This window comes from Pseudomonas defluvii, assembly GCF_001695625.1.
GTDB classification, from domain to species: domain Bacteria; phylum Pseudomonadota; class Gammaproteobacteria; order Pseudomonadales; family Pseudomonadaceae; genus Aquipseudomonas; species Aquipseudomonas defluvii.
This window is the reverse complement of record NZ_MBPN01000110.1, coordinates 1-15,665: the sequence shown is the minus strand read 5'-3', so window position 1 is coordinate 15,665 and position 15,665 is coordinate 1. Positions and strand designations below refer to the sequence as shown.

Here is a 15,665-nt window from a genome sequence, read left to right as displayed (position 1 = left end):
GCCGACCAGCTGCAGTGGCAGTAAGCGACGCAGCTTAAACTCGCTGAAAAACTGTCTTGACCGATGGGTCCACTTTAAACATATCTTTCTGATCGTAATCGATGTCCGTGCGGATCAAGGCATCTTTGCCGTTGACCTCGGCGGGTTCCAAGTTCGCATCCTCATAGATGCGGGCCTCGGCTTCACTGCCGATGACATCCAGCACCTCTTCGGGATAGCCCAGGTTTTCCAGGCGATCTCGTGTTTCAGCGGAGACCTCAGGTAACTCCAGGCGACTCTCCTGAGTGAGCACCATCGGCTTATCTAGATCTGCAAGGTTCAGGGATTTGTCTGGCGTTTCTTGGGCAAGCAATGCCAGCTTCGATGGCACATCGACCTTGTCAGAAGAGAAATTTTCAAGGTTCACAGAACACTCCCAGTTTCACGGTGTGTACGCCACATGGAGTAGATGTCAAGGTGACTGTCATGCTGCAAGCTGAAGTCTTTCATCAAGCATTGTTCTGCGGCCAATGCCAAGGCCGGATCCAGGCCGTTGACACGCGTTTCCAGCACCTCGTCAAGTAAGTCGCTCAGGTGTTGGTAGTCAGACGCTAAGTTGATCGCTTGTTGCACTGATTTGCGACAGCCGAGCAGGTCGACCACCAATTGCGCGGTGTGGGCAAACGCTTGTGGCTTCCATGCGGTGAGTGGTTGATCTGCTTTGTATTCGTCAAGCGCTTGAAGCAGTGCAATTTTACTGCGGGCAATCAAGGGCAAACTGCACAAGCCATTCTCCAGCAGTGTCACGTTCACTTCTGCCGGTGTATTAATACGCGTTGCCAGCAACAGCTTGAGTGCCTGGTGGTGGAACTGGTTGGAGAGAAGTCGGGCTTTGTCATGTGGGCGGTAGTCATAGGGGGTTTCCCTGCCCGCGAATTTCCTGATCTGGCACAGCACCGGTTCCAGCCAGTCGTTCTGGTAGACGATTGCTACACCTTTCGGCAGTTTGGCTATCTCTTCGAGTTGGTCATCACGCAGGGCCACCGACTTGCCGATCAACCTGCGGTCCATCTCATCGGGCAAACGCATAATGATTTTTGTGTTGGTGTTGCGAATCGCAGCAATATCGACAGCATGAGGCGACTGGTCGGCAATGATGAAACCTTCGCCATAGGTGCGCATTTCGGCAATTGCGTTGGTCAACATCTCAACGGATTTGCCAACCACGCTCCCACCTTCTGCACCGCCCTCAGGAGCACGTTTGAGAATATTGTGCGCCTCCTCAAGTACAGTAACGTGGCGCAGTGGTTGATTCATCCCTGCGAAGGACATGCGGTGTTCGCTCAGGCGCATCACAAGGATGCCCATGATCAACGCCTTGGTTTCGGATGAGCCAATGCGACTGAGATCGACGATGACATTGCTATCGAACAGCACAGCGTTGTCGATTTCATCCGAGGTGAAGATCTGGCCATTCAATCCATTGGTGAGCGATTTGATCCGTGTCGATAGCGAACCGATATAGTTGCCCTTGAGCTCCTGAGAATAGGCAGACGCCTCAATCACGGTTTCCAGCGTCACGAGCAGATCGGCAAAGGTCGGGAACAGGCTGTTGCTGTAGCGATTGCTCGAAAGCTCCAAGTCCCAGCCACAGGCTTGGTAGGCCTGCAGGATTGCCTCTTTGAGCACCGCAGGCATGGCCGCATACATTGGCCAGCAGACGTTGAATATCTCAACCAGCCGGTCTACATGCTCCAGTACATGAATGGCTTCAGGGAAGCGGAACGGGTTGATTCTGAGCAGTTCGCTGTGCGCTGGGTTGGTACCGAACACGCTGACATCGGGGCGATGGCCAAAGACGTGTTTGTATTCACCTTTGGCAGGCTCAATCACCAGAAACGGCACACCTGCAGCACTGATTTGGGTGAGCATTTCATACAGCGTGTTGCTCTTGCCGGCCCCAGTCGAGCCGCTGATGAACACATGGCTGGACAGTTGGTCGAGGCTCAGTTGAATGGTCTGAGGCAGGTTCTCCCAGAGGTGGCGGATGTTGCCAAGCGTCAACTTCCGGTCCTCAGCTACCAAGCTTGCATGGCCGTCCAGGCGTTGCACCTTGCGTCCGAAGGCCTGGGTTTCGACCACGGATACCGTTGAGGTAGAGCGCCTCGGCAGGCTCATCTGAATTGCCATTTCCTTTCCGGAAATCAGCGTCGCCGGAGTGACATAGCGGATGGGCACTTGCTTGGAGAAGCTCGGCTTTAGTTGCGGATGGCTAAACGCTGCTAGCCAGTCGAGCACCGCTGACTTGTGACTGGAGGTCCAAGTGGTCAAGGCGAAGTCTTCATGGCTGGATTTGCTGCCGCGAACGAGGCCGAGAAAGATGCTTGCTAGAGACTCGGAAGATGCCGTGCTGTCTCCGATGAAGTAAGCGGCTGAGTTCCAACCGCCGTAGGTCTTGGCTTCGTCGATGCGCTGCAGGTGGTGGTCGATTTTGCTCAGCAACTGCTCGATGGTCTTATCGACAGCTTCAATCGAGATTTGTCGATTGGCTCCAGTCGTCCTGTTGAGCGAGTGGCTTTCGGTTGTGCTAGTAGTCTGTGTGGTAGACGTGGTTTTCGAGGCCGATTCGCTCCGAGAAGTACCATGACTTTCACTTCGGCCATGTGCAGTAGATTGGCTGGTGCCAGTGGTCCGTTGCTCATTGAACAATGTACCGAGGGTCTTGCTGCCTAAAGCCGCCAACTTGCCAAGCGTGGTCTGCGCACTGATGGACTCGCTGGTTCCAGTCGTTTCAGTCGTTGAGGTACCAATAGTTTCCGAGGTCCCCTTGGTTTCTGTCAGGCCAAGGCTTTGTCCCAACGACTCGCTTAGACCCTGGCTGATGCTCAGCCCAACGCTGTCACTTTCCTGCTCGCCGAACGACATCTGCCGCTTGAGCAATGGCGATAGTTGCGTGGCCACCTGCTCGTAACCGGCACGGATCAGGTCAAGGTTCTGCGAAGACACCGGCTCAGCGAGAATCACCGCTTGGTAAACACGTTGCTCGGCCGCGTCGATAAAGCGTTCCAGCCCCTGCATGAAATGTTCGCGGTTTTCAGTTGAAAGGGCAGGCACGCCGGTGACCGCCGTGATACTCGCAACAGGGTTGCTCTTTTCTGCCTGCAACGAGTCCAGCAGCGTATCAACGGCGTTTACATCGAGGGGATGTAGGGCGCTGCCCGAAAAATGACCCTTGAACGTTTCGCGCAGCAACTCACCGGAGTTGTGCCCGAGCATCTTCCCTGGCTCGCCACGCGTACCAATGTACAGGTCGGTTTCACGGCCATCGGAGCGTAGAAAGAGGAACACCGAGTACCCGGCGGCGCCCAAAGCGGTGTAGGCGGCAGTAGTACTCTCGAGCACCGATTGCTTGTTGTCCTGAACGATTCGTTCGACACGATAAATGCGCATGTCGCTTGACCGGTTGAACGACACGCCTTTTCCGGCAGCATGAACCGGATACTGCCCCAGTTCCGATAGGTAGCTGCGATTGATCAGTGCTCGTCCGGCCTCCAGAGCCAACGCAGCATTTTGCTGGATGTCCTGGATAGCCAGTGGGCTGAGGGTTGTTGTGCTCATAGGGTCATTTCACCAGCGCAACCAGAAAGACCACCACAGCGGCGATGGCACCGCCGATCATCAGCGCCGTTTTGAGTACCGGATTGCGTTCCGGACTGAAAGCGGTGGAGCTCGGACGCTGGGATTGAGAGGATGGCCGTTGAGTACTTGACGCCAAAGGCTCTGCCTGGCTTGAGGTGGCCTTGGGTTTTGCGGCGAACCCTTCAACGCCTCGTTCACGCAGCAGTCCACGTACTTCAATCAGGTGCAGGTAGCGCTCTTCTGCAAAGTTGGATTTCAGGTACACCACTTGGCCGTCGTAATACTCCGATGTCCAATCGTTACGATTCGGATTGGTTGCCCGTGCAAAGGCTTTTTCCGAGTAGCTTTCACAGAGGCCAGGCACCTTGGTTTTAGCCCATGCCAACGCCGCGCGTAGCTCTTCGCTTGGCAGGCGATTGTCATTGAGTTCCATCCGCAGCGCAGTTCGGATCGTCAGCAGGTCACCTTCATCGACGAACTTTTTGAGATTGGCAGACGGGGTATATTGCATCGAAGCGGTCCCTGGTTTTTCAGTGCGGGGTTGTTCTGAAGACGGAACGAAGCCCTTGATACCCTGTTTGCGAAAATGATCTCGAACCTGGATTAGGTGCTCCAGGCGTTCGCGGGAAAAGTTGTGTTCAGCAAGAATTTTGTGGCGGCTGTAGTAAGCGCCGTTCCAGCTGACCGGATCATTGTCGATCGCGCTTTTAGGATCGTTTGCTTCATAACTGACAACCAGCTCTGGCGTCTGTAGTGCTTGAGCAAGGACACCCAGCAGCAGTTCGGTGCTCAACTGAGCATCATCCAGCGACAGCAGAAAGCTTTTGCGAGCCTTGGAGAGCGTTGCGGTAGAAGTGGTCATATGAGCTCCAGATTAAACAGCCAAGGTGTTGTCGAGTTTACGTTTGAAGGCTTCGATCCAAGCGTGCAGATCCTTTGCCTCTCTGATTGCCAATTCACGGGCATTGCGATCACTGGTTTTTTCACTCAGTGACACCAAAAGCTCACTGAATTTGCTATCGAACTCGCGATTCATAAAGGCCAGGAATTGATCGATCAGGCGATTTTTGCCGATTTCAATTTCGTTTCTGGCGCTGTCCACCAACCGCGAAAACTCTGTTTCAACTCGTGTGACGCGCTCTTTCCACAACGCCTCGAGATCAACATAGGTTTCAGTTCCATACTCACGAACGGTGCGTGTTGAGCCCCAGGAGAAAGGGTTGTACCACTTGCTGTCACTCACCTCGCGGGTGCTGATGACAACTTCCCGCTCTTTAATCTCGTTGTTTTTCACGTTGAGATTGAACGAAATATCCCCGACCGTTTTCTTGATACCTTCCAGAATTGGTAACTGCAGGTGTTGGGTGTCTTTGAACAGATCCGCGATGTAGAGTTGGTACTCCTGATGCAGGTCCTGGCGAATGATTTCCTGGCTGGAACTGAATAGCGCCTCATAAGCGTTAATCAGCTTTCGGTGCTGGAACTGAAGCTGTTCTTCAGCTTCCTGGATGCGCGTCTCGGCGATGCTAACCGTCACATTATTGTTGCTGAAGCGCTCTGCGAGTTTTCGCAAGATAGGCTGAATGACATTCTCCAGCTCAGACAACTCACGCTCGGTAGCGGCGGGCAGGGCTTTTCCTTCCCGGGCGACCTTGTCCTTGTACGCCGCCGTATCGAACCCTTTCTCCTGCCGTTGTTGCAGGGCTTGAATTTCCTCATTGACGTGGGCAAGGAAGCGCTCATCCTGATCCAGCTGCTCGATCAGCTCCGCTTCGTTGAGGCCGATCTCGATGGCCTTGGTCATGGCGTCATAAGCGCGTTTCAACCGGTGCGGGAAGTTGTACTTGTCGATGTACTCATCGATCATCGCCTCGACCGCCGGCAGACCACTGCTCAATAACAACTCGGAGTGTTTCTTCTCCTGTAGCGTACGTTTTACCCGTGAAGTAATCGGCATGTACTGAAGCAGGTTCATGCTCGGCTCTTCGCTGAACATGTCGGCCATAGCAATGTATTCACCGCGTTCCTTACGGGTGTGCTCATCACTGGGCTTGCGAATCAGTCGCGTGAGGTTGGCCGATACCGGGTAGATCAACGGGTTATGAATGCCGTTGGTGGTGAGGTAGTCGTTGACACGAGCCAGCACCGAGGGCAAGTCTTCGCCATTCTCGGGGTCGAACACGTCCATTTTGTTGATCACGAAGATAAAGCGGTCTTTGCTCTGCTTGCCGCCCTTGCGCATGGTATCAGCAACCAGGCCCAGCAGGTTACGGTCGTCATTAGTGCCCAGTTGGCTGGCATTGAGGACATAGAGGATCAGCGGATTACGCTTGGAGTCCTGAATGAAGCCCATGGTGGTACGTTGATGTTCTTCGTCCTGGCTGTTGTTGGGGCCGGGGGTATCGGTCAGTACCAGGCGAACGCTGTCACGCTCCTTAATTGCTTCGATGTTGCCTTCGATATTGATCTGTTGAGTATCAGTCAGCAGGTTCCATTCCTTGAGCGTCTCCAGAGTGACGTCATCATCCTGGCCGACTTTTTGCCCATTGCGGTTGATTCGCTGAGCGGCAAAACGCCCGCTCATCGCGTCGTTATCGGTAATTTTGGCAATGGTCGCCGTAGTGGCTTCGTTCGCTGCCGGCAACAGATCACGGCCGAGCATGGCGTTGATCAGTGTCGATTTTCCGGATGACATCGTGGCCACGACATAGACATCGAAGTCACGGTTGAACGCTTCATCTACCGACTTACGCACCTCATCGTTTTCGGTGATGAAGTGTTCGAACTTTGGATGCTGGCGCGCCTCTACCATAAGTTCGCGAATCTGCTCCAAGCGGGTTTCGGTCGCAACAGTTTCAATCCAGCTCAGCTCAATCTGCATGCCTTTAGAAGAGGCGACTTCAGCGGCCTCGACGATGTCCAGGTAGTCAGATTCAACACCCTTGAAGGTAATGTTGAATCTGTTGTCGCCATTGAACAGGTTGCTCAACTCATCGAACAGCTTCTCAACCCAGAGCTGCAGCCGCGACTCCTTATAACTAGACAGTTTGCAACCATCAGCAGGCGCCTGGCCATTAATCAAAAACGTCGTGTCGACGGTGAATGGATTGTGTTTGATTTCGATAATGTTCATAGAGTCTCAACCAATTGCCGTTGATGTTTTATTAGGGCTTCAACTGTTTTCAGACCACTGATGGCAACCAGTTGCTGTAGTTCGTTTTTCTCGCAGGCCTGCTCGTCGGAGGCTTTGACCTGACGTTGTCGCTCCAGGCTCGCCAACGCCTTGAATACCCGCTTCTTAATGGGGTCGGGAACCACCGTCGCGTGAAGCAGGGCACGTTTGTTATCGCCAAGCTCATCCAGGGCCTGTCGAAGTTTCGAGCGCTGGGCACGGGTCAGCGCTTCGTCCTTTAGTGCCTTGCGGGCGTAGAGAGCGGCATTGGCCATGGTTGGAATGATCATCGGGCTCTTGAAACCGATGGACGTCAAGTAGCGGTATGCGTTATCGACATAGACGCCGATTTCTTCACCTTTGTCAGGGTCGAGTAAGTCGACTTTATTGAGAATGAAATAAATGAGGTGACCGGGTTTCTTTGCCAGCTCTTCGCGAAGTTGCTCCAGGAACAGACGGTCATCCAGCGTGCCCAGTTGGCTGGCATTGAGCACATAACACAGGGCCTTGAAGGATACAGTGCGTACTGTCTCAAGCATCAGTTGGGCATGCCGTTCGTCCTGGCTATTGTTCGGCCCGGGTGTGTCGTGAAGCACTAGGCCGGGAGCAGGACTGGGAACGATCTTGAAGCTACCTGACAGGCTGATGCGCTTGACTTCGGTGTTGGCGTTCCAGTCACGAACAAGCGCCGCCGAAGTGTTTTGCTGACGGGCCAGTTCCTGGTCGGTGTAAGAGTAACAAGCACCGCTGAAGCATCTCGAGCCCTGGCGGTGCTCGATACTGGTCATGCACGCTGTGGTTGCTTCGTTGGCAGTATGCAAAAGCTCCTGCCCGATCAAGGCGTTGATGAAGGACGTCTTGCCGGCGCTCATGGTCGCCAGAACCAACACGTCGAAGGTTTCCTTGACCACAGGTCTACGCGACCTGAGTGTAGTTGCCCGTGTTTTTTTGGGCGCTATTGGTTTCATTTCCTTACTATCCCTATCCCTATCCCTATCCCGCCGGAACGCGTCTGGCAAAACTAAACCATGGGTGCATTAAGGCAGCACGGTAGCTCCGATCGCACGTACCCATTAAGCAGTCGGCCGGAATTCAATAGTCTTTAACGCTATTGATGAATAGGCCCTATGGGGCTGCTGACTCACGGATTTAAGCCTGCGCTCTGCCAGTAAATTGATATCAATTGGCTATCACGCCATTTTAGAGGATCTAGTACCCAAGGGGTCTTTCCCGAGAGGTGACTCGCTTGGGACAATGCAGATGTGGGGCTCGCCAGGGAGTCTCCGGAAAAATCCCGTTTGATCTGCTGAAAAGGTGCCTCGCTGAACATCTGCGGCAGAACATGATCCTCGATGATGACCTGTATTCACATTTCTACTCCCTGGGATTTTCTGATGGGTGTCATGTTCCGTGAGGTGCTCGATTCATCATACTCGCCGGTACTGGCAAACTGCCCAGATCTTGACTCGTTTCTCTGTTCGAATGCCGGGCCCCAGATCGAATCAACGTGGCCTCACCTGCTCGGTGAACTGGCTAAGCGAATTCTGCAGTTCCCGAACGCGCTTGCGCTCGGCCTGCAGCGTGCGCTTGAGCTCGCGATTTTCACTTTCGAAGATGCGCGCCCAACGCATGGCCTCGCGGCAGCGGCTAAAGCCCTCCCACAGGTCGCGCAGCTTGATGTATTGCAACAACATCACCAGCAGGATCACGCCGATCATGCCCATTGCGATCAACGCAACCCAGTCATAGGTACTCATGTGTCTTCTCCTAGTGAGGCGATGTGCCTTCATGCCATGAAGAAGATATGTATAGTTAAGCGACAGATCTACTGTGTAGACCCATACAGGTAAAGTATTAGCACACATGCATAACTGGTGGAGGCAAGCCCTCTTTCGCTCAGGTAGCTGGCAAGGCCAGCTGAAAGAGGGGTAATCGACGCAGAGTCCTAGTGCCGGTCGACACATTCCTCGAACGGCATCAACTCTCATGTGTCAAATAACCTTACACACGAGAGCCATGTCCCCACGGCCCTCACAAGCGCCAACGTGCGAGTAACTCCGCCTTGGCGCCCTTGAGCCAGCCCGCCTGGCGGATGGTCAACGCCTTGCTCCCCCATTTCGCGCATCGCTCCGGCCACTCGCCCGGCATCAAAACATCGCTGCGCGGTGCCACGGTCCTGCTCCAGCCACACGCGTCGCAGACACAGGTAAACGGCTTGGGTTTGATCGGCATTGCTTCTCTCCTTGATACCTATGCGAATGCATTACCTGCGGCCAGTGCCCTGGTAGTGCCTCCAGTGATGCCATGCTCTCATCCCAATGTCGGCATCGTCGCTTGTCAGCTTAACTTGGATCTACAGCGGACCTTGCACGATACGTCACTTGTCACGACAGGTCTTTCCTATAGAGTGACGCTACCCACCCCATCAAACATCAGGAGAGCCAATGAAACGCAAGCAGACCGTCGAGCAGGTGCGTTGGGACCTGGCACTACGCTACCGGTTGATAGAAACCGTCGTCTGGTGGGAGGGGCGCCTGACCACCGGCCACCTGATGCAGAGTTTCGGCATCAGCCGGCAACAGGCCTCCAAGGACATCAACACCTACATCACCGAGCATGCGTCAAAGAACCTGGCCTACGACAAACAGCTCAAGGGCTATGTACCCACCAAGCAATTCAAGCCCAGGTTCATCGACGACAGCGCCAGCGCCTACCTGCACCTGCTGTACCAGAACAACGAACGCGCGCCCCATATCGACGGCCTCGCCCTGGCCTATGCCCACACCAATGTGCTGGAAGTCCCGGACCGGCCGATTCGCCCGGAGGTGCTGCGCCCCTTGCTCAAGGCCTGCCGAGAAGGCCTGCGTCTGGAAACCGAGTACGTGTCGCTGAACACGCCGAACGTGGAAGTTCGCCTGATCGCCCCCCATACTCTGGTCTACACCGGCATGCGCTGGCATGTGCGCGCCTATTGCGAAAAGAACGGCCAGTATCGCGACTTCGTCCTCAGCCGCCTGCGCGGGAAGCCTGACTTGCTCGACGAGTCGCCCAACACGCGGGCGCTGGACGAAGAATGGAATTCCGAGGTGCAGGTCATCTTCGAGCCCGACGGGCGACTGAACGCGGCACAGAAGGCCATCATCGAAGTCGACTTCGGCATGCATCATGGGCAGTTGGTGGTGTCTAGCCGCAAGGCCTTGGTGAAATACGTGCTGCAGCGCTTCCACATCGACCCGCGTAACCTGGCTACCAGCCCCGAGGCGCAGCAAATCGTGGTAAAAAACCTCAAGGATTTGCGCCCCTGGCTGATGACCGACTGATGCCGCCAGCTCAATGCGCCGCGCCGGTGGCGGGATGTGGCCCACCATCGGATCGGCAGCTCGCACAGGTCAGTTGTAGGTGGCTTACGCTTCAGCCAGGTCGGTCGGCGTCAGCGGCCAACGCTTCACCGCGAAACTGGCCAGCACCTGGCTTCGCTCCACTAGGGCGTTCTTCGAGTACGCGGGACTGCAGTTGGCGCCACTGGCGGCCAATGCCTTGATCAAATTGAACTGCGAGTTCCTGTAGAGCTTGGGTTCGCTCATCTTCTTCTCCGCAGAACAGTTACTGCACGCACTGTTGATGCGTTTCTCCAGCGGCGCCAGGTTGCCGATCAGGTGGAGGTGCTCCAGGTACGATTCCGTACTGTGGAAGCCATACAGGCGCACGCCGAACGAGGTTTCCTGGGGCAGAATGTGTTCGATCGTCAGCCCCTCGGTATTGATAAGTACAAGGTCGCCTATTTCCAGATCAGATTGGCCCGCCTCCCGCCTTGCCGCCCCCTCAGCCTCAAGAAGAATGCGCGGTAGACCCGGGTTCCTGAACATATCTTCGTTGACCAGCTTGGCTTCGAACCGGGCACTGGGCATGAAGCGCTGGCAGAAATTCACTAGGCGCTCGGCGATCTGCAGCGGGCTCAACCGACCGAAGTCTCGCATCAGCGCGGCCATGTCCGCCTGTGGGTTGGTACCCTGTAACTTGAATACGCGCAAGTCTGCCAGCTCGACCAGTTGCAGCAAGGTGTAATCCAGTTGCTGCGGGACGCGAACATCGAGCATCCGCTCATTGTGCAAGCGCACCAGCAGCGGATAGAGGGTGGCGGCCAGGTCCTGCACTACCAACAGCAAATACAGCTCGCGATTGCTGCGAGTGGCCTCAGCCAGTGCCAGTAGACCCTTGAAGAACCGCTCCAGGTCACATACGTAGTCTTCGATGAAAGCCGCCAGGCGTTCGGGGTCGTTGCGCATACCTTTGAGCGCTGGCTTGAGGAACGACTCCAGTACCGTCTCCGAAGTCGCACCATGATCCGCACCCGCTTGCACGTCATGCTTCTCACCATCAAAGGCGAAGTAGTGATAGCGCAGCACATCGTCCTCACGGAAGGGGTCCCGATTAATCATGCGAATCTGGTAGCCCGTCTCCCCTGCCAGTTTCTTCAAGCGGCTGAAGCAGCGGAACGCCTCGCCAAAACGGTCGGAGACCAACGCATCCAACTGGCCGCCCAGGAAGCGGTTGGAGTAGTAGATCAACAGGCTTTTGGCGATATCCATCTTGGCCAGGGGCACACCACGGTCATTCACCGACTGAAACATACGGATGGCCTTGCCCTCGTTGACCTCAGTGAAGTCCAGCACCTCGAGGCGGCTGATCGCAAGCAGCCAGTTCTTGATGGCCTCCTGCCCCTGACGGGTCTTAATGTTCGCCACCCGCTGACGAATCCAGTGATGGGCGGCCAGCAGCCGCTGCTGGCCATCGGACTCCGGCTGTGGGTGCTGATCGTTGAGCAGCGCGGTGAAGAACTCCTGATTGACACCCAGCACCGTGAATTTCGGGCCGTGCACCGGATGCTTGATGTAGGTGCCCCGGTAATGCTCCTTGATCGCCGGTTCCTCAACCGCATCCACCAATGCTTCGAGCAACAGGGTCAGCGTCGTCAGGCGTTGCTGCCCATCCACCACCTTGACTGGGGCCGTCTTGCCCATCTGGGACAGGATGAAGGTGCCCAGGTAATGGCCACCATCCAGCTCCATGGCCTCCTCGATATCCTCGAAAAGGTCGTCGATGTTGCTGGTCGTCCAGGCGTAGTCCCGCTGGTAGGCAGGAATTTCCAGGGTCTTCCCCGTGAAGAACTGTTCGATGGTTTGTGTAGCCAAGATCCGTTTCCTTATGTGATCGGCGGGCGCGAAGCCGCGCCCAGCCTATCCCGGCGGATAGCTTTTAGCCATAACCCGACGCGCGTCAAACCGAACTGGCGGCCGCTTCCCGCGCCGCTTTCTCACGCTTCATCTCGCTGTACTCGCGATACAGCTCATAGCTCTTGGTGGCGATCACGATAAAACCGACAACGGCGAAAATGTTCTTCATGGCTGGCTGCTCCTGATTGATCGACTTGGTTGCCCATACCCTAAGCAAAAGTCCATCTCCCCGTCCAAGATGTCTATTCATACAGGTAAACAAACGCAGCGGATTCAGAGGCGACCGGTAGGTCACCCCCCCCTATCTGCATTGCCATCTCCGGCCATGTGTAAAGTTTTTAGGCGCCGGGCGCCGTTTCGCGCAACCCACGCCACCACGGCGACTACCAACGGGCACTGCCCCTTCACCGTGACCTGGATATCCCATCACCTCCAGGGAACTTATTCTGTAAATAAGTTCCCATACTGGGTGGATACACACTAACCCAGTACCAACACATTCCTATGCTCGGCTGTATCCAAAGCCATGTGCTCCATCTCCATAACGCTTTGTGGCCGCCTTGCAAAGATAGCTGGCTCGATAAAACAGTTCAGGCAACTGATCCACATTTCCTGGCCGGACATTCCGATCTACTCGGTACTCTGCATTCTTAGGGATTTCCACCAAGCCCTTCACTTGCTCAAATTCGCACTTCAGCGCACTGGCCCAAGCCTCCTGCATACGGGTGATCATATTAGGCCTCTGTGGCTGCAACCGCCCTACTGTGTAATAGGCGTCTCTGTTCAGAAGGATCAGCAAGTGGTAATGCGGACGCCCTCCCCAGCCCACTTCTCTCGCCCAAACGTAACGCACCCTGCAGTCATGGGCGTACTTGTTCTGCTCACGCGCCTTATCACGGTTATGCTCAATTTTTGCTTTGAACGACTCAAGGAATCTACTGATCACACGATTTGACAAAGCGTCATCCGGAATCCCCATCAGACGTGGAAGACGCAAATCCACCCGGAAAGCAATCACCCTAGGATACTGATCAAGGGCAAGGTTAATGGTGCGATTCAGCGCTTCAAGGTACCCAAGTATAAAAGGCCCTTTTTCAACCATTATCGGCAAACCTTGGAATATAGCTGCTGAGTACAAACGAAGATTACGGTTTTCGGAAAAACGAAGCATGGTTACTATCTACTTTGTTAATGTTCATATCTTCAGTCAACTTGGTAGTTATTTACACGCCCACCACAACCCATTGAGCTAGACCTCAATGGGCTCATCACACAGACACCAACTCTCAACAACAACCACCTAAGAAAAACTGTCAACCCCCAGGCATAAAACAGACAACCATAATAGATACACTTTGAAGGGTCCTCTATCACTTAACCTAATGATTAAATAGATATCAGATTCTACATGAGCGATAGACAAGACTTATTAGAAGGTAGTAATTAAACCATTAAAGCATACTACCCACACCGAAAACCCCAGCAGTAGAAACCCAAGAGAAAGTTAAAGAATTCCTGTTCAGAATCAGAAAATCAACACTATCAAAAGGTCCGACAAAAAAAACATCATGTCCGGGAGTCAACCGGACATGATTTTTTCATTGAAAGAAAATAAAGCAAACAAGAAGCAGACCAGATGCCAAGGACAAGCCCATCAAGCCCTACTGATTGCGCTCCACTAGCCTAGTCTGAATCCAACCATGAACCTCAGACTCCAACCAGCCAACAGAGCGCCCGCCTAGCGAAAGAGGCTTCGGAAATATCCCTTCAGCAACGTATTTATACACCGTAGATCGGGCCAGACCTGTTGTTTCAATAACAGTTTTCATTCGAAGTATGCGCATGATCAACTCCTCAAATCCGTACACAGGATCTAGGAGGTCGGTAAAGAGTTACTGCCCACTACTGGCATACAGAGCGACTTACCCCCGATACCGATAGCGCGTAGGAGTATGAACCTGAAAAAGAAGTCCAAAACGATAACGGTCAATTTCAGGCAGTTCCTCCTCACTTGAAAACCTCTCGCACGCAGGCTCGCCAAGATTGCTCTCATTCATGACAAAGCATTCTCCTGCTCGAAAACTATTACCAGGAACAATCAACAGAGACCGACCAACAGCAAACCGCCCAAAGTATGGACCGGGCTCAAAACTCGGCAGGATCTGCAACCCGGCAATTTCGTGCGAAAAACCCTTAACACTTAAAACCAAACTCTGGATACGCCGAGCCATCAAAACAGCGACTACATAAATGAACTCAAAAAACAGCTCGCCTCGAAGGCCGTCATCCTTGAAGTCTCGCCCTAAGCCCGTTCCTTTACTGAAATCTTTCTTGATTCGCACCAGCAATTCATCATCAGAGTTAAACTGACCTAGCTCCAAGGCTTTCCAATGTTTGGACAGCAGCCCTGACGCGTACTCCTCCAATCTAACCTGAAGCGCTCTCGACGAGCTTCTATCCTTGGCTAAAGAAGAAAACAACCCCGCCAGCGCATTAAATCTATCGCTATCAGGCAGTATTCCAGAAAACTTTTTATGCCTCTCGAAGCCCAGCCCTTTGCCAAGCCCCGCAGAGCCAATGATGGCTGCAACCTCACTCATCCCCCCCGAATCCCCACTGGATTTCGAGACGAAAGTTAGCGCGATCGCTCCCGAACTACCTTTTTGAAAAAAATTATGGTGAAAATTAATAAAATAAACTGACTTTGAAACACCCAATGCAACAGACGTTGCAACACCAGGGATCACCCCTCTCATGACCCTCAGAGCGATCAATTTGTGCACCTGGGCCTTTATTCGATCTCGATTCAGACCAGTAGCCCTGGACAGCCTGGATACTCCGACTCCCCGTACAACCCCAAATTGATCGGCGTACAGAAGCAGAGTGGACAGTAGCAACCGATTACAAACACTCAAGCCACCCTTACAGTTTTCTGCAGAAGGGTTTAGTACGTGATCAATTCTCAGTCTATTTATCACATTGAGCTTTTCGTTCTCGCCTTCCAACAACCTGGATAATTTACTTGAAGCCCGATACCCACTCTTGGGACGCCCCCGCCCGCAGACGATAGGGGTGCGTATTAAAAGATCTTCGGCCACCAATTCAGACAGAGCGCTAGATACCACACGATCCGTAGCACCTGAGACCTTGGCTAACTCCTTAACCCCGATTGTGATCGACTCGCACAGCCCGTACAGCTGCACGAACCTTACAAGGACAAACTTCGCCTCAGGGCTGATCCCAGCCAATCCAAGACCCAACAGAACGCAGTGCATCACCCACCCTCATCCCTTTAGAAAGGCAGCCATTAAATCGTAGAATAACACCCTGTTTCAAGTGCATAAAGAATAGCTTATGCTACTACGTAACGTCACTCCGTAACGCCACACAAAAAATCATTCAATTTTAATAAGCGCATTAGCGAGGGATTCCTTGGAAAAGGCACAAAACAGGCTTGGATGGATAAAAAAAGACAACCAAGACATGCTGAAGTGGGCCATTCGATATTTAAACAACCACAGAGCAAGTATTCCCGAACAAACCACATACGAGGAACTTATAGGGGCATCTGAGAAATGGCCTGACAGTAGCGAAATACGAGAAATTCTAAAAAAGATGAAAGGCGCCTGGCGTCAAAAGAA

14 protein-coding genes are annotated in these 15,665 nt (G+C 53.7%); 2 read left to right on the top strand and 12 right to left on the bottom strand.

Going from position 1 to position 15,665, the window contains the following annotated elements:
- Positions 1-34 precede the first annotated feature (34 nt).
- The 7 genes from EKA13_RS22210 to EKA13_RS22180 all read right to left on the bottom strand — a co-directional run bounded on the left by EKA13_RS22210 (position 35) and on the right by EKA13_RS22180 (position 9,022).
- Positions 35-406, bottom strand: a complete 372-nt coding sequence (locus tag EKA13_RS22210; protein ID WP_245704382.1) for a hypothetical protein — start codon at positions 404-406, stop codon at positions 35-37.
- Positions 403-3,597, bottom strand: coding sequence for an ATP-binding protein (locus tag EKA13_RS22205; RefSeq protein WP_065761392.1), 3,195 nt, complete (start codon positions 3,595-3,597; stop codon positions 403-405). Before EKA13_RS22205 ends, EKA13_RS22210 begins: the two co-directional genes overlap by 4 nt.
- Before the next feature lie 4 nt (positions 3,598-3,601).
- Positions 3,602-4,411: a hypothetical protein gene (locus tag EKA13_RS22200; protein WP_245704381.1), complete on the bottom strand. Its 810-nt coding sequence runs from the start codon at positions 4,409-4,411 to the stop codon at positions 3,602-3,604.
- 81 nt (positions 4,412-4,492) lie between these two features.
- Positions 4,493-6,751, bottom strand: coding sequence for a dynamin family protein (locus tag EKA13_RS22195; RefSeq protein ID WP_065761391.1), 2,259 nt, complete (start codon positions 6,749-6,751; stop codon positions 4,493-4,495).
- A complete protein-coding gene (locus EKA13_RS22190; RefSeq protein WP_245704379.1) occupies positions 6,748-7,701 on the bottom strand; it encodes a dynamin family protein in 954 nt (317 codons plus the stop codon). Before EKA13_RS22190 ends, EKA13_RS22195 begins: the two co-directional genes overlap by 4 nt.
- A gap of 591 nt (positions 7,702-8,292) precedes the next feature.
- Complete coding sequence (locus tag EKA13_RS22185; protein WP_065761390.1) at positions 8,293-8,547, bottom strand: hypothetical protein; 255 nt, start codon at positions 8,545-8,547, stop codon at positions 8,293-8,295.
- A gap of 274 nt (positions 8,548-8,821) precedes the next feature.
- Positions 8,822-9,022, bottom strand: a complete 201-nt coding sequence (locus tag EKA13_RS22180) for a hypothetical protein (protein WP_065761389.1) — start codon at positions 9,020-9,022, stop codon at positions 8,822-8,824.
- Positions 9,023-9,234: 212 nt separating this feature from the next.
- Between EKA13_RS22180 and EKA13_RS22175 the strand changes: the two genes are divergently transcribed.
- Positions 9,235-10,110: a BrxR family helix-turn-helix transcriptional regulator gene (locus EKA13_RS22175; protein ID WP_065761388.1), complete on the top strand. Its 876-nt coding sequence runs from the start codon at positions 9,235-9,237 to the stop codon at positions 10,108-10,110.
- Between the two features lie 84 nt (positions 10,111-10,194).
- On the opposite strand, the gene EKA13_RS22170 is transcribed toward EKA13_RS22175, so the two are convergent.
- The 5 genes from EKA13_RS22170 to EKA13_RS22155 all read right to left on the bottom strand — a co-directional run bounded on the left by EKA13_RS22170 (position 10,195) and on the right by EKA13_RS22155 (position 14,807).
- Entirely contained in the window at positions 10,195-11,982 is a 1,788-nt protein-coding gene (locus tag EKA13_RS22170; RefSeq protein WP_065761387.1) for a DUF262 domain-containing protein, read from the bottom strand.
- 85 nt (positions 11,983-12,067) lie between these two features.
- Complete coding sequence (locus EKA13_RS28660; protein ID WP_269669825.1) at positions 12,068-12,193, bottom strand: hypothetical protein; 126 nt, start codon at positions 12,191-12,193, stop codon at positions 12,068-12,070.
- 333 nt (positions 12,194-12,526) lie between these two features.
- The gene (locus tag EKA13_RS22165; protein ID WP_065761386.1) at positions 12,527-13,195 is read right to left on the bottom strand and encodes an inovirus Gp2 family protein; all 669 of its coding nucleotides are present in this window, start codon (positions 13,193-13,195) and stop codon (positions 12,527-12,529) included.
- 490 nt (positions 13,196-13,685) lie between these two features.
- Complete coding sequence (locus tag EKA13_RS22160; RefSeq protein WP_083199883.1) at positions 13,686-13,868, bottom strand: helix-turn-helix transcriptional regulator; 183 nt, start codon at positions 13,866-13,868, stop codon at positions 13,686-13,688.
- 78 nt (positions 13,869-13,946) lie between these two features.
- A complete protein-coding gene (locus EKA13_RS22155) occupies positions 13,947-14,807 on the bottom strand; it encodes a hypothetical protein (RefSeq protein ID WP_125862959.1) in 861 nt (286 codons plus the stop codon).
- Between the two features lie 649 nt (positions 14,808-15,456).
- Between EKA13_RS22155 and EKA13_RS28155 the strand changes: the two genes are divergently transcribed.
- The coding region (locus EKA13_RS28155) for a hypothetical protein (RefSeq protein ID WP_218060852.1) at positions 15,457-15,665 on the top strand (209 nt) is incomplete at its 3' end.